This window comes from Shewanella aquimarina (assembly GCF_023349185.1).
Lineage (GTDB): Bacteria > Pseudomonadota > Gammaproteobacteria > Enterobacterales > Shewanellaceae > Shewanella > Shewanella aquimarina.
The window spans coordinates 455,474-476,507 of the sequence record NZ_JAKIKY010000002.1 but is presented as its reverse complement, the minus strand read 5'-3'; the positions used below and the strand labels follow the sequence as shown (position 1 = coordinate 476,507).

14 protein-coding genes are annotated in these 21,034 nt (G+C 54.3%); 6 read left to right on the top strand and 8 right to left on the bottom strand.

The features are described 5' to 3' along the window. Positions 1-15: 15 nt before the first annotated feature. A complete protein-coding gene (locus L2731_RS04210) occupies positions 16-1,878 on the bottom strand; it encodes a methyl-accepting chemotaxis protein (protein WP_249251966.1) in 1,863 nt (620 codons plus the stop codon). A gap of 259 nt (positions 1,879-2,137) precedes the next feature. Between L2731_RS04210 and lhpI the strand changes: the two genes are divergently transcribed. The 4 genes from lhpI to L2731_RS04190 all read left to right on the top strand — a co-directional run bounded on the left by lhpI (position 2,138) and on the right by L2731_RS04190 (position 5,298). Next, entirely contained in the window at positions 2,138-3,109 is a 972-nt protein-coding gene (lhpI, locus tag L2731_RS04205; RefSeq protein WP_249251965.1) for a bifunctional Delta(1)-pyrroline-2-carboxylate/Delta(1)-piperideine-2-carboxylate reductase, read from the top strand. A 163-nt stretch (positions 3,110-3,272) separates the two neighbouring features. Then, positions 3,273-3,851, top strand: a complete 579-nt coding sequence (locus L2731_RS04200; RefSeq protein ID WP_415837032.1) for an RNA polymerase sigma factor — start codon at positions 3,273-3,275, stop codon at positions 3,849-3,851. Then, entirely contained in the window at positions 3,848-4,360 is a 513-nt protein-coding gene (locus tag L2731_RS04195; protein WP_249251963.1) for a hypothetical protein, read from the top strand. The genes L2731_RS04200 and L2731_RS04195 overlap by 4 nt, the downstream gene beginning before the upstream one ends. Further along, positions 4,357-5,298 carry a DUF4097 family beta strand repeat-containing protein gene (locus L2731_RS04190; RefSeq protein WP_249251962.1) on the top strand — a complete coding sequence of 314 codons (942 nt, stop codon included), beginning with the start codon at positions 4,357-4,359 and terminating at the stop codon, positions 5,296-5,298. Before L2731_RS04195 ends, L2731_RS04190 begins: the two co-directional genes overlap by 4 nt. Before the next feature lie 86 nt (positions 5,299-5,384). Here the strand turns inward: L2731_RS04190 and L2731_RS04185 are convergent, their stop codons facing one another. Further along, a complete protein-coding gene (locus tag L2731_RS04185) occupies positions 5,385-6,305 on the bottom strand; it encodes a LysR family transcriptional regulator (RefSeq protein ID WP_239852040.1) in 921 nt (306 codons plus the stop codon). 644 nt (positions 6,306-6,949) lie between these two features. Between L2731_RS04185 and L2731_RS19535 the strand changes: the two genes are divergently transcribed. Further along, positions 6,950-11,929, top strand: coding sequence for a S8 family peptidase (locus L2731_RS19535; protein ID WP_283165010.1), 4,980 nt, complete (start codon positions 6,950-6,952; stop codon positions 11,927-11,929). 81 nt (positions 11,930-12,010) lie between these two features. Here the strand turns inward: L2731_RS19535 and L2731_RS04170 are convergent, their stop codons facing one another. The 6 genes from L2731_RS04170 to L2731_RS04145 form a co-directional block, all read right to left on the bottom strand. Then, a complete protein-coding gene (locus tag L2731_RS04170) occupies positions 12,011-12,244 on the bottom strand; it encodes a cytochrome c3 family protein (protein ID WP_249251960.1) in 234 nt (77 codons plus the stop codon). Positions 12,245-12,802: 558 nt separating this feature from the next. After that, on the bottom strand, positions 12,803-14,491 hold the full coding sequence (locus L2731_RS04165) for an NAD-dependent malic enzyme (RefSeq protein ID WP_249251959.1): 1,689 nt from the start codon (positions 14,489-14,491) through the stop codon (positions 12,803-12,805). Between the two features lie 196 nt (positions 14,492-14,687). Next, positions 14,688-15,152, bottom strand: coding sequence for a YehS family protein (locus L2731_RS04160; RefSeq protein WP_041508710.1), 465 nt, complete (start codon positions 15,150-15,152; stop codon positions 14,688-14,690). 55 nt (positions 15,153-15,207) lie between these two features. After that, positions 15,208-16,320: a serine hydrolase domain-containing protein gene (locus L2731_RS04155; RefSeq protein WP_249251958.1), complete on the bottom strand. Its 1,113-nt coding sequence runs from the start codon at positions 16,318-16,320 to the stop codon at positions 15,208-15,210. A 19-nt stretch (positions 16,321-16,339) separates the two neighbouring features. Beyond that, positions 16,340-17,521, bottom strand: coding sequence for an Nramp family divalent metal transporter (locus tag L2731_RS04150; RefSeq protein ID WP_249251988.1), 1,182 nt, complete (start codon positions 17,519-17,521; stop codon positions 16,340-16,342). A 172-nt stretch (positions 17,522-17,693) separates the two neighbouring features. After that, positions 17,694-18,224 (bottom strand): PH domain-containing protein, encoded by a 531-nt coding sequence (locus L2731_RS04145; protein ID WP_249251957.1) that lies wholly within the window; start codon positions 18,222-18,224, stop codon positions 17,694-17,696. Positions 18,225-18,454: 230 nt separating this feature from the next. On the opposite strand from L2731_RS04145, the gene L2731_RS04140 reads away from it, so the two are divergent. After that, positions 18,455-21,028, top strand: coding sequence for a TonB-dependent receptor (locus L2731_RS04140; RefSeq protein ID WP_041508707.1), 2,574 nt, complete (start codon positions 18,455-18,457; stop codon positions 21,026-21,028). The last annotated feature ends 6 nt before the right edge of the window (positions 21,029-21,034 follow it).

Genomic DNA, 21,034 nt, shown 5'->3' with positions numbered 1-21,034 from the left:
TTTTATACTAAGCGTTTAAATCTTGAACAGACTCACGGCCTGATAGAGTACCTGGGTTCGCGCCTTCACATCGTCAGAGGCTTTGGCGTTCTCATCCGCCGCCTGAGCCGACTCGGCGGCAATGTCGCGAATCACCACCACATTCTTATTCACCTCTGAGGCCACCATGCTCTGCTCCTCGATGGCCGCGGCAATTTGCGTACTCATATCCATGATGTTGGTGACATCGGCGTTGATCTGCTCCAGCAAGGCACCGGCACTCGCCGCCTGATCGGCACTTTCTATCCCCTGTCTTTGGGTCGCTTCCATGAGTTGCACTATGGAGCGGGTACGAGACTGCAGGGTCTGGATGATCCCGGCGATCTCCTCGGTCGACTCCTGGGTGCGCATCGCCAGGCTTCTCACCTCATCGGCCACCACGGCAAAGCCTCTGCCCTGTTCTCCGGCTCTGGCCGCCTCGATGGCGGCGTTTAACGCAAGCAGGTTGGTCTGCTCGGCAATGCCACGGATCACATCCAACACGCTTCCTATGGTCTCGCTGTCTTTCTCAAGCTCAGAGACCACCTGAGCCGAATCGGTCAGCTGCGCCGCCAATGCCTGGATCTTCTCTATGGTGTGTTCAACGCCTACCTGACCCTGTTGGGCATTGTCATGGGTATTACCGGCACGTTCCGCCGCCAATTCGGTATTGCTGGCGATCTCGTCAATGGTCGCGCCCATCTCGGTGATCGCGGTCGCCACCATATCTGTCTCATTGAGCTGACGCCCCACCCCTTCCGAGGCGCGCGTCGAGTTCTCCGACAGCTCCTGGCAGGAGTGATTGACCACCTCAACCGAGCTCAACACCTCTTTGATCAGCGACTGGAACGACTCGACCATACTATTGAAGTGGCGAGCTATCTGGCCAATCTCGTCATCTACCTTGGTATCACATCTCAATGTCAGATCTTTGGTCGCCTCGATACGAGATATCGCATCGCTGATCCGCTGCACCGGCTCCATGATGCTGCGAATGATTGCCAGGGTGAATCCAATTAACACCAGGGTGATCAACACGAAGATAATGATACTGACGGTGACGGTTGCACTCTCGGCGGCATAAATGGCATCCAAAGACTGACCCTTAAGTTGCACCAAAGCCTTCTCGGCCGAGGCGATACTGTCTCGTAGCGTCGCCATACGGCCACTGTCTTTGTCCAATCCCAGCTCTTGCTCTTTGCTCACCAAGGCCGCGAAGTTTTTCTCATAATCGTCGATCAGGGCATTGAGCTCACCCTTGACCGAATCGACTAACATGGCGCCAGCCACCTGCTGTCTCAGCAAACTCAAGTTACCATTGAACTTATCCAGGTAACTCAAGGCGCGCCTGAGCATAAAATCCTTCTCGTTACGGCGCAGCTGCAACATGGTCACCATGAGTTCGGGCTCGTTTTTCTCCTTCACCAGGGTCTCTACATTGTGCACCGCGCCGCGCAGCGCCCCATACAGGCCGTCTTTGGGATGCAAACCGATCTGCTTTTGCAGCTCGGTAACCTCGGCAAAGATAGACTCATAACGTGTCACGTTCTGCCTAAAGGCCTGCAGATCGCTTTGCGAAATATCATGACGCTCGAAGATCGCCCCCAGACTGGCGATCTTCTCCTCCAATTCCCTACCCTGCTGTTTGTGTCTATCTATATAGGTCAGATCCAATCGCGCAAAGAAGTCTTTTTCATCTCGACGTAAACTCAAAACATCCTTTTCAAGTTCGATAACTTGTTGTGCAGCATGGGACAAATCATCCAGCTTTGCCGCCGAAAAACGCTGCAAACCAAACATCGCTATCACAGAACAGATAGACACTGCTGCGCTAACGAGTAATTTGTGACGAATGAGCATAAAGGGAGATCCTTTTATTTGAGTGATTGCTTTACTTGTCTTCAACGACAATTAACACCTTGGAATGGCAAAAGTGATTCCAATATTGAGTATAGTAACTATCGACTTACATACATTCATCTTTAATGAATTATTAATAATTCATGTGCTTGCCAGTCACGACTGACTAAAAAATCAACTTCCCATATCGAAATACCACTTAGCTACTTTTAACCCACCTAAAAATTGGATACATTATCCAAAACTAATAGGAGGTAATATGCGAGTTATCGATGCCGATGCGGTCCATCAGGCACTAGACTTTCCCAGCCTAATCGCCGCGCTAAGAGAAACATTTGCCCAGCCCGCCGGAATGCCACAGCGCCAGGTGTTTCCATTAGACGACAGCCACAGCGATGCCTTTGCCGTGCTGCCGGCCTGGAACCAGAAGACCATAGCGGTGAAAGCCTTTACCTATTTTCCTGGCAACCCGAAAAAATCTTCCGAACTGGAAAGCCTCTACTCCAAGATTTTGATCTTTAATCGTGATACAGGTGAGCCACAGGCCTTAGTCGATGGCACCAGCGTCACCTACTGGCGCACCGCGGCGGTGTCGGCATTGGCGAGCCAGTATCTGGCTCGATCAGACGCCAAACATCTGCTGCTGTTTGGCACGGGCCGGCTGGCAGCCTTCATGGCACTGGCGCACGCCAGTGTCAGGCCGATTGAAAAAATCACCGTGTGGGGACGCTCAGACGCCAAGGTCGACAAGACCATCAGCGCCATACAGGCTGGCGCGCCGCAGATAGAAGTGAAGGCCTGCGACGATCTTCCCCGGGCGGTGGCCGCGGCCGACATCATCTGCTGCGCCACAGGTGCACCTTCGCCATTGTTCGATTCCGCCTGGGTGTCTCCCGGTACCCATGTGGATCTGGTGGGCAACCATCATCATGACCGACGAGAATGTGACAGCGACCTGATTGCCAGGGCCGAGGTTTATGTGGATGCCAAGGTCAACGTCTTCGCCGAGGCGGGCGAGCTGTTAATCCCCGTCTCGGAAGGGGTGTTCGAGCTGTCTCAGGTCAAGGGCGAACTAGCCGATCTGTGCCGGGGCACGCTCACTCCACGCCAGGACTCTCCTGACCAAAATGCTCCACGCTCTGACAACCACGCCATCACACTGTTTAAGTCCGTTGGCACTGCGCTGGCCGATCTGGTGGGTGCCCAACTGGTATACGAAAAACAAGCCTAGCGCTAATAAGATGAGAAGTAGGGCGGCGCTGCCGCCCTACTTCTCTTTCACACTCGATTTCTACTGCTACCGCTTCATCCCCCAAGTTGGCATTCGATCTCCGCTGCGCTACCTTAAGCCAAACTTTTTTTCATATCGCATTAAACCTTTTCAAACTCTGCCTATGTCTAATAGGTATTGTTCACTCACAGGGAAGACAGATTTGAGCGCACTCACGAGTCCAGATGATGCTCACCAGCTCCTCGATGCCGTATTGGTCGAGCGCGCCAAGCAGGGCGACAAGACCGCATTTCGGCAACTCTTTGACCAGCATCATAGACGCGTTTATGCCCTCTGTTTTCGCCTGGCCGGTCAGGCCGAGCTGGCGGAAGAGGCCACCCAGGAGACCTTTGTCCGCCTGTGGCAGAAACTGCCTCTATTCGATGGCAAGAGCCAGTTTACGACTTGGCTCCACAGCCTGACGGTGAATCAGGCCCTGAGCTGCATTAAGAAACACAAGAGCTTCTGGGCCCGATTCATGCCCGGCGAAGAGACCCAAACGGCCGCGGTCGCCTTCGACGAATATCAGGGGGTGGACAAGTTGCTGCTAAAACTACCGGAGCGCGCTCGTATCGTCTTCGTCCTCTATGCCCTGGAGGGCTATCAACACGACGAGATAGCCAAACGCCTCAAGATAGCCCCCGGCACCAGCAAGGCGCAGTACCACAGGGCCAAGAAATTACTGCAGGAGATGATCTCATGACAGATAAGGCAGACAAACTAGCACGCCTGCTGGCACAAACGCCGAAAGAGATGACCCCTGAGCGGGATCTCTGGCAGGGAATAGACCAGCGCCTCGATGCCCCAGTAAGCACCACAAATCACTACTGGCGCCCCATGGCTATCGCCTCCACCCTGCTGTTGGCGCTGCTGGTCGGCAAGTTGAGCCTTGGGCCAACAATGCCTGATGCCGAGAACGAGGCCCTCATTCAGACTCTGGCCGCCATTCAGGCCCAGCATAAGGCAAGCGTCGACGCGCTAAGCCTGACCAAACGCGTCGACTGGCGCACTAGCCCATACAGCCAGCCGGTCGAGCAAGGGATAGAACAGCTAAGAACCGCCGCCAAGGAGATCTATGAGGCACTAAAACTCAACCCGACAGACAAACAGCTGTGGCAGCTCTGGCTATGGACGCAGCAACGCGAAATAGAGTTAATCAAGCAGGGGCAAAAACTCCCTGTCGATCGTGATACAACAGGAGAGATGATATGAAAATACAGCTAAAAACCACCGCACTGGCATTGCCCTTTCTACTATTGAGCCAATCTGCACTAGCGGCCCAGAGCGTGGATAAACGCATAGAGGTTCAAGGAGACCTACGCCTGAATCTCGAGGTGCAGCGCGGCGAGGTCGAGATTTTACCTTGGGATCAGTCCGCCATCACTGTCACCGGCACCCTGGATGAGCTGAGTGAAGGCCTAACCGTGAAGCAAAACGCCGGCACTATCTCCATCGAAGACAAGCTGCCCCGTCACTACTCGGGCAGTAACAAGGAGGGCTCGCGCCTCACCATCAAGGTGCCTAAGCAGCTCAAGCTCTACAGCGAAGGCGTCTCGGCTAACTATAAAGTGAGCGAGCTCTCGGGCGACATCAATGTGCAAACCGTCAGCGGCAACATCAAGGCCGACGGCTTGAGCGAACAGGTCAGCATCAATACCGTCTCGGGTAATATTGTCAGCCAGGGGCTTGAAGGCAAGCTCAAGCTGGAAACCGTGTCGGGCAACATCAAAGACAAGCAGAGCCTAGGCAAGGTCAGCTACACCCTGGTCAGTGGCAAGCTCAACGCAGATAGCGGCGCCGAGCAGGTCTCTATCGAGCTGGTATCGGGTGATGCTAAGGTCAACCTTGATAAGGTAGAGCGCCTCAAGGCCCAGAGCGTCAGCGGCGATCTTAATCTGTCTGTCTCCGGCCTAACCACTAAGGCCAGCCTGGAGAGCGTCAGTGGTGACATCAGCTTCAGCCTGCCGGCGAATCTCGATGCCACCTTCACCATCGACGGCGGCCCCAGCGGCGACATAGATAATCGCCTGACACAAGACAAGCCCAAGCGACCTAAGTATGGCCCGGGTAGCTCGCTACAGTTGCAGATGGGCAATGGCAGCGCCGATATTCTGATCAACACCATCAGCGGCGACATCAATCTCAAGTAGCGCTAGAACTGAGGCCGACGACCCGAATCTTAGCATCAAAAAGGGCCCGCTATCGGGCCCTTTTTGTTACGAACGGCATAAACCTGTTAAAAGCCAACCACCTTGGCCGCCGAGTGATTCAATAGGGAGTCGATAAATCGCTCTGCGCTATGACTCAAGCGACGATTCTTCATCGATACCACACTAAAGCTCGCCTGGATGCTCGGCCCCCCCACTACGTCTAAAGCCACCAGCTCGCCCGATGCCAGCTCCTCTCGTACCGAGATATCTGGGGTGATCACCACCATGTCACACTCCTTGATGGCCGACTTAATGGGCTGAAACTGAGCATATTTCACCAGGCCAACAAAATCATGTCTGTCTTCATCGAACAGATCCTCATATTTTTGCCTCAGCGACTGCGGCATGGCGCTAGGCATGCCAAGGGGGTAATCACGCAGACTCGGCAAGTAAACCGTTTTTAGGCGAGTGAGGGGATGGTTGGGACGACAGCAGAAGATCGCCTCTGACTGAGGCAGGCATTGGGTCACCACATTGTCTCGCTGATCCAGCAAGGTGACATTGGTCTCGGCGACAAACATGTCCAGCTCCCCCTTGAGCAGTAGCTTGTAGAGTCGGCTCCAACTCTCGACCTTTAGCTCCAGAGAGATATCTGGGTTATCGCGAACAAACCTGCCTACCGCCGGCCCGATAATACTGTTGGACGGAATAGGACTGGCGCCAATGGCAAGCTTAGCCTGCTCAAGCCCCTGTTTGGTTTTGATCTCAGACTCCAGGTATTCCAGCTGACTGACAATCAACTCCCCCTGGGCCAACACCAGGCGGCCATATTCCGTCAGCGCAAAATGTTTCTCGTCACGGGCCAACAGGTTGGCTCCCAGGCGCTGCTCCATCTTCTGAATGCTACGAGACAATGAAGGCTGGGCCAAATGCAACTCGTTAGCCGCCTTACTAAAACTCTTCAACCGTGCCAGTACAATGAAGTGCCTTAAGTGTCGTAATTCCATCTATCTCACTCTTATTATTCTTGTTGTGATTATCACTATTAGGGTCATACCTTAGTGCAGCACCAGTTACTGAACTAGTTACTGCATAATCACCATTTCTATCACTATAGAAAGGCAAGCGATATAGGACCCAGGACGGGCAAGGTATAAAACTCACCCTAAGCGGGCCCGTATGACAAAAGCAGATCTTGAGCCATTAGAAATAAAAGCTTTTAAAACAGCACATTATGAAACACCAAAGTTAAACTGTCGCAAATAAAGCGTTCAACCTCGCCCCAATAACATAAAATTAACAATTTGTATCAGATTGCTACCAAATGATACATAAGGCATCCAACTCAATTTGGTCTTCCGCCCCTAAAAAAGGCTTCAGAAACACACAAATCACAAAGGCCAACCGCCAAAATCCAACATAAAAAATCAAAATAACAAGCAGAATCAGTTTAAAAGACTAGCTAGCAGGCGCTTAGTCCGCCCGACTCAAGGTCTTCACTTTCATTGGCGCATAGCCTTTATGCATACCCCTATAGCTTTTACGCATTGGCCTGCACATCCGTAACTCAATAAAAATCGAATGGTGTACGAGTGCCTTACTTTTGCAACCAAGCCCAAGCTTTGACAATAAAAAGAAAAGGGAACAACCAATGAAATTGAAAAAAATAAGTCTCATAACGATAGCGGCCATCTATGCCGCCGGTGTTGGCGGCGCCGCCGCGTCCAGCAATGCCGATACCCACAACATGCGTAGCATAGAGATCACCGACGCCATCCTGAAATACAACGAGGATCTACGCGCCGGTAAGCTGCGCAATGGCACCCAGAGTAATGAGTCACTGCAACAGCGCGGCAGCAATGGCAAGAACGTTCACCGTGCGATTGCCACGCAGCAAAACAGCAAGGTGCCATTTAAGTTTGAAGCTGGCCTAACCGGTGAGCAGACCTATATCGTCGAACTCAGCGACAAGCCGGTCTCACTCTATCGCGGCGATCTTCCCGAGCTAGCGGCGACCTCCCCAGCCATGAGCACAGTACCTGTGATGCTCAATCCAAGAGGCCACAACAAGGTCGATATGCAGAGCAGTGCGGTGAAGCAATACAGCGACTATCTCGCCGACAAGCAGGCTCAGGTGCTGTCGCAGATCGGCGCTGCCGTCGGCGGCAATGTCGAAGTTAAACAACACTATCGTCTGGCCTTTAACGGCATGGCGATGCGCATGACCCAAGATCAGGCCGCTCGCGTGGCTGCCCTGCCCGGCATCCGCAATGTCAGCCTGGAAAAAATGTATGAGCTGCACACAGACGTTGGGCCAAAACACATTGGTGCCGACGGTCTGTGGATGGGCACAGCGGCCGACGATAAGTACAAGGGGGAAGGCATAGTCGTCGGTGTGCTGGATACGGGGATCAACACAGATCATCCATCGTTCGCTGCCGTCGCCGGCGATGGCTATGTGCACCAGATGCCTGCGCGTTACAGCCACTATCTAGGTGACTGTGAAAAGGCCGAATTTGCCAGCATGTGTAACGATAAGCTAATCGGGGTACGCTCATACGAGGCGATCACCGACAGCTATCTGGATCCTATCTTCCAGCCAGATAAGAACTGGTGGGAAGTAGAAGACCCCAAACGCCCCCAAAACGGTGAGGACTATAACGGCCACGGCTCACACACCTCTTCGACCGCTGCGGGTAACGAGCTTTCAGATGTCGACTATGTGGTGCCTTCACTTGGCGAAACAGGCGACGGTATTCCTACTGGACTCAAATTCAGCAAGATCTCAGGCGTCGCGCCTCGTGCCAACATCATCATGTATCAGGTCTGCTATCCGGGTGATACTAGCTATGGCGACAGCTATGCCGGCTGTAAAGGCTCGGCGCTGCTCGCCGCCATCGACGATGCCATCGCCGATGGTGTCGATGTGATCAACTACTCGATAGGCTCGACCTTCGGCAGCTTCCCTTGGGACGACCCGATGGAACTAGGCTTCCTCGCCGCGCGCGAGGCGGGCATCTCAGTATCGGCCTCTGCGGGTAACTCCTACATGCCGCAATACGCCTCTCAGGCTCGCGGAGCAATCGATCACTTCTCTCCTTGGCTCACCTCGGTAGCCGCTACCACACACGGCCGTGAGATTGCCGTAGAAGGCAAAATGCTGACCAATGCAACCGGAGGCGAGCAGCCGCTTAGCGATCTGGAAGGCTCGGGGATCACCGACGCCTATACAGGCCCAGTGGTCGAGGCCAAGGCCTACGGCAGCGAGTATGAGATGTGTAACGAGCCCTTCCCGGCGGGCTTCTTCGATGTCGATCCGGCAGGAAATCCTTATGCTACTGCGCCGATCGTCGTCTGTAAGCGCGGCGAAATAGCCCGTGTAACTAAGGCGGTGAATGTCCAGGCCGGTGGTGCGGGTGGCTTCATCCTATGGAACCCAGGATACTCAGACCCGACCCATAACGATCCATACGTTATCCCTGGCATCAACATCAACTACGGCAGTTACTATGGCAACAGTAGCAATGGCAACTATGGCCTGCAAGATTGGCTCGCGGCAGGCAGCGACCATGCCCTAACCATCACGGCCTCAGAGGTCAGCACCAGAGAAGGTGCCGCCGACTATGTCGCCGACTTCTCGTCTCGCGGCCCCAACCTGGAGGCGCCAGATGTGATGTCGCCTAACCTGGCAGCGCCAGGCGTTAACGTATACGCCGCCTGGGCCGATGAGATGCCATTCACCACCCAAGGCATGCCAGCCGACTACGCCGCCATCAGCGGCACCTCTATGGCGGCACCGCACGTGGCAGGCGCCATGGCACTGCTGACTCAGGCGCACCCAGACTGGAGTCCGGCGCAGATCCAATCGGCGCTGATGACCACGGCATCACTTGAAGGCGTCACACGCGCTCGTGACGGTAATCCTTACGACCCAGTCGCAGCGGGCTTCAGCGATGCGGGTAGCGGGGTGATCAATGTGTCGCGCGCCAACAACGCACCATTATTGCTGGATGAAAGCGTCGAAAACTATCGCGCCGCCAACCCTAATAATGGTGGCAACATTCACACCCTAAACCTGCCTTACTTCTACCATGATAGCTGCGCGGGCACCTGTACCTGGATGCGCACGGTAACTGCAACCCAAGACGGTACCTGGACGGTTGAGGCAACGCCTAACGAGATGGAAGGTGCCCAGATGCTGGAGCTCGAGGTATCGCCTAAGACCTTCACCCTCAAGGCCGGTAAATCTCAGGCGATCAGCCTCAAGGCTAAGATCCTCGAAGTGGAAGCCATTGGCGCCGACTCTTCGCAGATCCAGCTGACGGGTAGCGTTAAGCTGACGCCAAGCGACAGCAGCAAACCTATGCAGCATCTACCGGTCGGCGTTCGCTATAAGGGCGACACACTGCCTAACGAGGTCTCTGGCATTATCCATCGCCAGCAGGGCCACAACCTGACCCCTGAGATCCATACCAAAGAGGTACAGTCGCTCAACTCACGTGTCTATGGCCTCACCAAGGGTGAACGCCACGACGCCGAGCTTAAGCGCGCCGAAGTCAGACTCTACTCGGACGGCTATACACGTCAGGAGATTGAGGATGGTGGTGCCAAGGTGATCTTCTTCGATGTGCCCGAAGGCACCAAGCGTGTCGTATGGGAAGTGTTATCGGCACCGAAACACGCTTATACCTCAATCGACTTAGGTATGGACGTTAACGGTGATGAGGATATCCAATGGTTAGACGAAGCCATCTGTTTCTCACAGACAGACAATGGCGACTTCTGTGCCATCAATAACCCTATGCCGGGTCGTTACTGGGCCATTGCTGCCAACTGGAAATGGGAGTATGAGGATCAGAAGAACCTCGCCGATCCATTCGAGCTTAGCCTGGCGATTGTAGGCGAAAGCGATAGCGGCAACCTGTCCATCGAAGGTCCGGCGACCAACAACGGCATGACCCCTTATCAGCTAAAACTCAACTACGATCTGCCCGGCGCCGAGGAAGGCGATGTCTACTACGGCATGGTCGGCCTGGGAAGTGATGAATATAACGACTCTAATCTGGGTGACTTCGCGGTGAAACTCATGCATATGGGCAGCGACACCACAGTCACGGCCTCGCAAACGGCAGCCAAAGAGGGCGACATTCTGGATTTCGTCGTGGAACTCGCGCCTAACCTGTTAGGGGGCGAGCGAGAATTCACCTTTAATACCGAGCTAAGCGACGGCCTGGTACTGATGCCAGACACTGTTGCAGTAGGCGGTATCGGCAACTATGGTGATGGCATGACGGTTGACGGCAACAAGATAGCAATCTCGGCCACGCAGCCTTCGTCTAGCGAGATGAAGCGCCATTATGTCTTTACCACTAACCTCACAGATGAGACCTGTCGAGTGCCCTATGGGGAAGATGGCAGCTTCTTCGATCTACCTTCTCAAGGGTCTCAACCCATAGGCCTGTCTGGAAGATCGAATCAAACACTACTGATCCCACTCAGTGCCAATGGCTTACCCCATGTACCACTGTACGGTAACCCTGAGGTGTTTGGACAGGACGTATTAGCCATCTCGCCATTTGGCTATGTACAGTTTGACCCTATGCCTGATTTCTGGAACTACAATCTGCCATTTGATGATAACTTCCAGGGCTTCCCTGATACTATGGTGGCACCACTATGGCGCGGCGATGTGAAAATGCCGCAGACCATGTTCAACTGGAATACGGGTCGCTACGAGCATGCCGTCTATGCGGTGCTCACCAACAAGCACTACATCTTCCAGTGGGATGGTGGTGAGGAATGGAACTCCTTCCTCAGCGGTAACGATACGCCTGATCCGGATGCTAAGTTCAACATCCAGACTATCGTCGCAACTGACATCAGCTTCGATGAGGCAAGCCCAGAGATCATCTTCGCCTATGAAACCTTAGACACAAAGAACGACCAGTTCGGTTCTGTCGGTCTACACGGTTACTGGGGTGAGCGCGCCACCTTCGGCCCTGCAGGAGGTTGGTTGAACGATGGCTTCGCCTATAAGGATGTCGACGAAAAGATCAGTTCTGGCACAGTTGTCTGCGCCGACTATCGCGGCCCTGAGCAGTCAAAGGTATCACTCAAGTTCTCGGCGCGGGTTTCGGCCAATGCCGTCGGCGCCGACAACTTTGTAAAAGTCGATACCCAATATGCAGACTCTGAACTAGTGACGGTAACCCATGAGGTGTCTAGCCCATCGAATATCAGCGTGGCAGCCATTGCCGACATGATGATGGAAGAAAATACCACGTTAGAAGGCATCACAGTTACCTACAACGATGTTAAAGGCACAGCCAACGGCATCATGGTATCGGGTGAGCACATCACGGCAGAGGTCGATGGTGATAGCTTTAGCATCACACCTGATACCGACTGGTATGGTGACACCTTGGTAACGGTAACCGTACATGATATGGCCTACCCATCTGACGCCGCCTCCACCAGCTTCATGCTGACGGTGAACTCAGACGGTGTTGAGCCAACGCCGCCGGCGCCGGAAACGCCAGATGAGCCAACAGACAATGACTCGGGCGGTAGCCTCGGCTTCCTGGCTCTGGGCCTACTGGGTCTGCTGGCCGGACGCCGTAAGCTACACTAAGCGTCCAACGATTTAGTTCGACCTTGTCTTTGGGCCCTCTCTGAGGGCCCTTTTTTATGCATTCTTAAATTGACAAAACCACTAGTTCATACCGTGGCAATCGGCGCACTCTTTGATGGTCAGCTCAGGCGTATGCATCTCCATGTCGGGGGCGTGGGCATCCTTCATGCCATGACAATCATTACAGGTTGCCAGGGTAGCCTCTGACTCTGTGTGCATGGTCAGGTCGATAGGCTCATGGCAATCTTTACAATCCATGGCAACGGCCGCGCCAGCAAATAGCAGGCCGGCGGCTAGGGTGATTAATTTTTTCATTTCAGGCTCCAGTTTTGGCAATTCAAACAGCTAAAAAGCTCACAATAGTAGGCGAACACTCTAGGGTCTGTTTATCTTTCAGGTTTAATTTTTGTTCGATCTAAACGCGTTTTGCTCAAGGCGCGTTTAGATGAACCCTTCGGGCAGCTTTTGTAGGCCATTTCTACGGCGTTATCACCCGCTCATGTAGAATAACTACACTACACGGACTCCACCTTGTATAAATAACCTACAAAATGCTGCAGAAACAAACAGGAAAGGTCAACAAACCCTAGGCTTGCCGGCCCGCCTCCTGCCTGTCACTGGTCTATACAAGATAGATAGACATACTCACAACAGGCATACTCAAGAAGCGCTGGGCGCAGCAAGCTGTCTGGCGAGCATTACCAGCCAAGATTAAGCCAAACTTAAAAATGCCATCTCGATGAAAGAAGTGCTGGCAAGATCATACGCCTCACTAACACTTTGTGATCCAAAGCAAAATTTCATCTTGTATAAGACACAAAGAAGCCGCCCAAAAGGCGGCTTTTTTAAGCGCAAACGGCTAAGTCAAAGAGGTTAGAAAGAGGTGCGCTTATAACGGCGATATTCCGCGGTCCAGAAGTTATCTTCAATGGACTGCATCAGCAGCTCGTCGCTGGCCGGCAGCGCATGGCCCTGCTCAATGGCCACCTTGCCCACCGCGAAGGCGATATGCTTACTCACCGCATGGATATCTTCCAGCGCCGGCAATAGCGAACCTTCGCCATCTTTAGCCAAAGGAGAACACTCTGCCAGGGCGCGGCTCGAAGCCATCAGCATCTCGTTACTGACGCGCTTGGCCCCCGAGGCCAACACGCCCAGGCCTATCCCTGGGAAGATATAGCTGTTGTTGCACTGGGCGATCTCATAGGTCTGCTCGTCGATCACCACGGGCTCAAACGGGCTACCGGTTGCCACCAGCGCCTGGCCCTTGGTCCAGTGCAGAATATCTTTCGGTGTCGCCTCGACACGGCTGGTCGGGTTAGACAGCGGGAAGATGATAGGACGCTCACAGTGGCTGTGCATCGCCTTGATGATCTCTTCGCTAAACAGACCCGGGGCGCCGGATACGCCGATGAGCACGGTCGGCTTACCATTATTCATCACATCCAGCAGCGAGATGTTCTCGCTCTCAGTGTTCCAGCCCTCAACCCTGGCCGCCTGCTGTGCCAGGTTCTGCTGGAACGGCAGCAGATTAGGCATGTTATCTTGCAGCAGCCCCCAACGGTCTACCATGAAGACCTGCTGACGCGCCTGCTCGTCGCTTATCCCTTCTGACACCATCTGGGCGATGATCGCCTCGGCAATACCACAACCTGCACTACCGGCGCCGAGGAAGGCCACACGCTGCTGACTGAGCTGAGTATCCGCCGCCTGACAGGCTGCCAGCAGAGAACCTACAGTAACCGCCGCCGTGCCCTGAATGTCGTCGTTGAAACAGCAGTACTTGTCTTTGTAACGCTCGAGCAGTGGCATGGCGTTCTTCTGGGCAAAATCTTCAAACTGGATCAAGGCATCTGGCCAGCGTCTGTGAACCGCCTGCATGAAGGCCTCGACAAACTCGGCATACTCTTCGCCGCCGATACGCTGATTACGCCAGCCCATATACATAGGATCTTCCAATAGATGCGGGTTGTCTGTGCCCACGTCCAGCGTAATAGGCAGGGTGTAAGCCGGGCTGATACCGCCACAGCTGGTGTAGAGTGACAGCTTACCAATCGGAATACCCATGCCGCCGATCCCCTGGTCGCCCAGACCCAAGATGCGCTCGCCATCGGTGACGACGATGATCTTCACCTTCTGGCGCGTCGAGTTATTCAGGATGTCATCGATGCGATCCTTGTTGGGATAGGAGATAAACAGGCCGCGGTTACGACGATAGTTCTTCGAAAAACGCTCACAGGCCAGGCCAACCGTAGGGGTATAGATGATCGGCATCATCTCGGTAATATGGTTCTGCAACAGACGGTAATAGAGGGTCTCGTTGGTGTCTTGAATGTTGCGCAGATAGATATGGCGGTCGAGATCGTTACTGAAGTTCTTGTACTGATCGTAGGCACGCGAAGCCTGCTCCTCGATGGTCTCAATGACGTGGGGCAGCAGCCCCTCGAGGTTGAAGAAGATGCGCTCCTCTTCGGTAAAGGCACTGCCCTTGTTGATCAAGGGGGCTTCAAGAATGGCTGGGCCGGCAAAAGGAAGATATAGCGGGCGTTTATTATCGTCCATTGGTAACCTTTTCTCTATCTGTGGGTATGTTGGAATGGCTGTGCTATCAATTTTGGCAAGATTACCACAAAGTGTGATCTTTGTTGCCTTCGGCGCGATCATTTTTTTGATTATTTTCACACCCTGGCTGTTTTAAACACTAACGGCCAGACACAAAAAACGCGGCCTAAGCCGCGTCTTTAGCTGACGATATCTCTTACTTTCCGCGATACTTGATCGACAGGCCGGTCAAGAAGTTGCGCAGCACCTGATCGCCGCACTCCTTAAAGTGCTTATGGCCGGGCTTTCTAAACAGGGCACCCAGTTCAGAACTGCTCATTCTGAAGTCCGCCAGGGCTAAGGTCTCAATAATATCTTCTTCACGCATCTCAAGCGCAATCCTCAGCTTCTTGAAGATCAGGTTGTTGTTTAACTGAGACACAGGAGATGGGATCTCGGCACCTTCACGCAGGCCGCGCTTTTCGATGATCAAACCATCCAGAAACAGGCACAGCGTCTTGTCGTTACAGGGCTTGTAGCCCTCTTCGGACTCTTTCTTAAGCATGTTGAGCAAGACTTCCTGGGTCATCTCATGTTTGACCTTGGCGAAGATCTTGATCATCTTGGCGTTCTTGTAATCGAATACGAATCGTAGACGGCGTAAAATATCGTTATTAATCATTGTTTAACTTCTTAGATTACTGGCTCGCGCGGGTGCGCCTGCCACTGAGTCGATATTATAACCGACTTTGCGTCGACGCCGAGGCATTATTTTCAGCCTTGGCCTCGTCCTTCAAGGCGTCTCTAAGCGCCTGACGCAGCTTATCATGCAGGCCAAAGGCTTGATTGCGCTCATCAATGGGCCAGGAGGCGTTTTCCAGCACCACAAGATATGTATCGAACGCTGGATAACTCAGGCTCAGCGATTGATAGCCAGGCAGATAACCTGAGTGGCTATACTCCTCGATTCCCTGCTGATTCACCTGTACCCCGAAGCCGTAATAAAGCTGCTGCCAGCGGTGGGGGCGCTGCATCCTGGGCGTCACCATCGCCTGATAGGCCTCCTTACTCAGCAGTTTACCGCCATGCAAGGCACTGAGATAATTGAGCAGCCCCTTGGCCGAGCCCGTCATGCCGCCGCCGGGTAAGAGGTTCATCTGCACCTCATATTCCATCGGCTCATTGCTACTCGCCTCGATGCCGGCGATCAGCCCCTGCTGCGCGCCGAGTTGCGCCTCGACGCCGCTTACGCCGTGCTCCTTAAGAAAGCCGTTAACCAGGGTCGAAAAGTCAGCTTGATACTGGCTCTCCAGCAGCTGTCCCAGCACCTGATAGCCCAGGTTAGAATATTGAAAATCGCAGCCTGGGGCGAATCGGTTCGCCTTGCCCTGGGGGGCGATCCCTGAGCTGTGACTAAGCAGCTGAGCTATGGTGATGCGCTCGTCATAGGTAGGCAGATTGGCCGATGCCAGATAAGGATTCACCTTATCCTCCAAGGCAAACTTACCCTGGCTGACACCCTGCATCACCAGCGCCGCGGTAACCATCTTGCTCTGGGAGGCCAACATGACCCGGCTATCCAGCGTCGGGGCGAGCTGCTGACCATAGCCGCTTGACTTCACATAGCGGATCTCACCGCCCTGCATCAGGGCAACAATGCCATAGAAGGGACGTTCGTTGGCGGCGATAATGGCATCGAAAGCATCACCCAGCGCCACCTCTTGGCCCGGTTTTCGTTTTGCCTGCTCGTTAATCGCCGGCTGCTGGTCAGTCACTATATTGCTTGCCACAGCACTGCCCGCCATGGCCCCCAGCAGACAGAGGCTGGTCGCCAAGACATTGATCTTCATCCTTGTTCTCCTAACCGGCTTAACCGATAAACTTCCAGTAAACAAATAAAGCGGCAAACCCTAGCAGATAAGTCATGCCGATCCAAGAGAGCAGCCGCATGGCCACGCCGTAGCGGTCAGCGGCTGCCAGGTTATCACTGGTCATCAAACGATAATTGAGCCAGGCAAAGATGATGGTAGTCATAAAGGCCAGGGTCATCACAAACTGCAGCAGTGGCAGGAGCGCCCCCTTGAAGAACAAGATGATCCCGAGTCCCAATAGGCTGATGATTAACATGGTGAGATTCAGCCCGCGCTCGCTGACCTCATCCTGCCGCAACAGCTGCAGGCTCAAGATAAGCGTACGACTATAGCCATCGACCACTGTCACCGTAGTGCTGAAGATACACAGCAAGGCCACCAGGGCGATGAGGTAACGACTGCCCTCACCCAGTACCTGGCTATAGAGCTGAATCAACTGCTCGGCAAACTTGGCCCCCGATGGCGAGAAATGCACGCCAGAGCCATGCATCACCATGGCGCCCAGAGAGAGAAATACCACGGCCAAAATCGCCGTAGTGATAAAGCCTAGATTAAAATCGAACAATGCCTGCTTGGGCGTCACCTTCTGCTGTTTCTGCTTTTCGATCAGCCAGAGGGAGTTCCAGCAACTCACCTCGATAGGCGCCGGCATCCACCCCATCATGGCCACCAGAAAGCCAACATGGGCCCATTGCCAGGGCGAGGGCGAGACAAAGTCCGGCGCTAAGATAGGCTCGGCATTAAAGGCCAGCGCGGCGGCGCTCAGGGTCGTCACCGTCAGACAGAGCATGATCACCTTAGTGACCCTGTCCAGCACCCGGTAGTGCCCCAGCACCAGCAGAAGCAGGCTGGCCAGCAGCACGATCAGCGCCAGCAGGTCGATCGACAATGGAACAAATTGGGTGAGCAGCGCCGCGGTTAACATGGCGACACCTGCGGTACTGGCCACCGCCGCAAGGGCGTTGAGCAGCGAGAAGAGCAGCAGGTAGCCGCGTCCCTGACGTTGATAGCCGTGAAGCAGACTCTCCCCCGTCGCCGCGGTATAGCGTGCTCCGGCGGCGAAGAAGGGATACTTGAGCAAATTCACCAGCAGTATCACCCAGGCCAGCTGCCAGCCAAATTCGGCGCCGGCGCGGGTCGAGGCCACCAGATGGGAGGCACCTATCGCCGCGGCCGCCATCAACAGACCTGGGCCTGTGGCTCGCAGCAGTCGCCGACACACAAGCCAATAACCCGTTTGACTCGTATTTACAGTGAGATCTTCCACGGTCACTATTCTTCCTTCAGACAAAGTTAAAAATTGATAAACTCACGCAGCAGCAACTCTCGCGCGGCAGCAAAGACAAGAGTCGCTATGATTGAGGTAACTTGGCCTCGATACGCCTGAGCATCTCTTCGATGTTTTGCAGGCAGGTCAGGGTCTGGGCGGCCACATCCACCTTCGCCTCAACCGGCTGGCTCTGCTCGGCCAACGCACTCTTTTGCGCCATCACGGCGGCGCGAAACTCGGCGGCCTCCTCTATGCCTGTCAGGCTGATCAGCGCGCCAGTACCCGACTGCCCCGCCGTCTCAATCGTTAACTTATGAATACCGAACAGCCGCATCAGGGGGCCCTGGATCATCGCCATGTCGGTGATCTTATCCAGCGGCACGGTATTTTCGGTGCGGGTGAGTATTCCCTTACGCACGATAAGCTTCTTAGTGGTCAGCTCGGCGCTCATGTTGGCGATATAACGACTGGTCGCCCATAAGCCTATGGGGTACCAGAGCAGCAGGAGCGGAATACCGACCAGGGAGATGCTCAACACCGCCGCGCCAGTGGTCAGCCAATAGAGTCCGAGCTTGCCGTGAAAACGCGCTTCGAGCAGTGTTTTTTCTTCCATTTTATTTACATCTCCAAATACACAGGGCGGGAACCAACCTATGACAATGCCAAGGCTCCTCGCTTTAATCAATCAAAATCATGCGTTTATTTATTTACATTTGTTAGCAATTCGCACTATTGACTTTGTTACATTAGCAATTAGTTTAGTAACGTCAATGCAACAAAATGGTGGCGGTAGTTGAGTGGTAGTCACTGAATTAAAAATATAACGAGTAATTAGGGATAATCATGAAAAGACCTCAATACTGGCCCAGCGCCTGCGCTATCGCCATTACCATTGCGCTAACCCCACATGTTTATGCTGCCGACGAGAGCGTCGAACGCATCGAAGTCACCGGCTCTCGTATTAAACGTACCGACATCGAAGGCCCATCGCCGATCCAATCGATCAATAAAGACGATATCGCCAACATGGGCTTCGACAACCTGCAACAGCTGCTGGAACGCATGCCAGCCAACGGCGCGGGCGCCTTCTCTACCCGAGGCAATAGCCAAGACTCAACCGCTAACGGCGCGGCCTCAATCAGTCTGCGTGGCATGGGCCCGGACGCCACCCTGGTATTGATCAATGGTCGCCGTGTGGCTATCAGCTCCTTCGCCGAGGGGATCACTAACTCCTTCGTCGACATCAACAATATTCCGGTTTCCGCCATCGAGCGTATCGATATCCTCAAAGATGGCGCCTCGGCCATCTACGGCTCAGACGCCATCGCCGGTGTGGTCAACATCATACTGCGTAAAAACTTCGAAGGACTCGAAATTAACCTGGGCTATGGCGATGCCTCAGGCTCAGGCTATGATGAGCAGAGCGGCTCTATGCTTTGGGGCATGCAGTCAGATAAGGGCAGCGCCTCTATCATTCTCGACTACTTCAAGAACAACACCCTGGCCGCCAGCGAGATGGGCCGTTTCGGTACCGCTAACCAGAGCCCATACGGCGGTGAAGACTTCCGCTCTTCACGTGGCTTCCCAGGCTACTTCTATGTCGATGGCGTCAAGACCATAGACCCGGATTGTCCAGCCGACTCGGCAACTGCCAGCGGCAGCTGTCTGTTTGATTACGGCCCATACAACCTCACCATTCCTGCCGCCGAGCGTGTGGGGGCTATCGCCCAGTTCGACTACCATCTGAGCGATGAGATGACCGCTTTCCTAGAGGTCGCCGCCCAACATAACACCTCAGAAGCGGGCGGCGCGCCGACACCGCTGGATGAAGATGCCATGCTAACGGTACCGGGCACTCATCCCAACAACCCTTGGGGCAAGGATATCGAGATCGGTCGTTACCGCACCGTCGATGCCGGACCACGTCGTTGGGACATCGAATCTGACACCCTGCGCATGGTTGCCGGCCTGCGTGGCAACATAGATGAGTGGGACTGGGAAGTCTCGGCCCAGAAAGGCCGCAGCGAATCGACCCAGAAAGGCGATAGAACCCAGGGCTGGGTACGCACCGACTTCCTGCAAGCGGAGATCGACGCCGGCAACTACAACCCCTTTGGCGGCACCATGAACTCACAGGATGTGATCGATCGCATCACCACCAGCCTGGTTCGCCAGGGTGTATCACACCTAACCGCATACGATGCCAGCATCACGGGCCCTGCATTTACCCTGGCCGATCGTGAAGTCATGATGGCCGCGGGTGTCGAGTACCGCGAAGAGGACGTGAGCGATATCCCGGATGATCAATTCCAGCGCGGCCTCATCTTCGGTACCGAAGCCGTATCGGCACAGGCCGATCGCGACCAGTACGCCGCCTATGTGGAATTCTCTATTCCTGTCACCGACAACTTCGAGTTGCAGCTGGCTGGCCGCTATGACCACTACAGCGACTTCGGTTCGACCACTAACCCTAAGGTCGCCTTCCAGTGGGGGATCACTGACGCACTAACGGCTCGCGCCTCTTGGGCAACCGGTTTCCGCGCACCGTCTCTGGCACAAATCGGTCTTGGTCCATCGAGAGAGAGTAGCTTCTTCATCGATACCTACCGCTGCGCCGCCGACAACGTCGACTGTACCGCACTGGACTACAACACAGAATTCGCCGGTAATTCAGACCTGGATGCCGAAGAGTCAGAAACCTGGAACGCGGGCCTTATCTGGGCACCGAGCCAGAAGTTCGACATCGGCTTCGACGTGTTTAGCATCACCCAGGACAACAAGATCGACAAGCAGCCACTGGGCGAGATCTACCTGGCCAACTGTAACGATCAAAACAGCACTGTCTGTGAGCGTCTGGCGCCTCAACCAGGACAAACACTGGGCCCAATCAGCCTGATCCACTCGAGCTTTATCAACCTCAGCTCACAAGAGGTACAAGGGGTCGACGTCTCCACCCACTACGGCTTAGAGTTTGATCGCTTCGGTGACCTCAAGTTTGGCTTGGAGTACAGCTACCTGCATAAGTTTGAGAAGGACGACCTGGATTACACGGGTGAATACCGCTATCCACAACACCGCTGGTTACTCACCACCAACTGGACCATGGATGACTTCGCCGCCAACATCAACTTCAGCTACATCGGCGAGTTTGAAGATACGCCAGACATTGACTTCGACGGCGTACTCGACTTCGAAGACAACAAGTCACGCATGGTCGACTCTCAGCTGCTGGTTGATATGTCGGGCTCTTACCGCTTCAACGACACCTTTAAGTGGACCGTGGGCATCAACAACGTATTGGATGAAGAGCCGCCATTTGCCATCGGCGACGGTGACACCGACCTCTACGGCTATGTGATCGCCACCCATAACCCTATGGGTCGCTACTTCTATACCAAGTTGAGCATGAGGTTCTAACTGTCA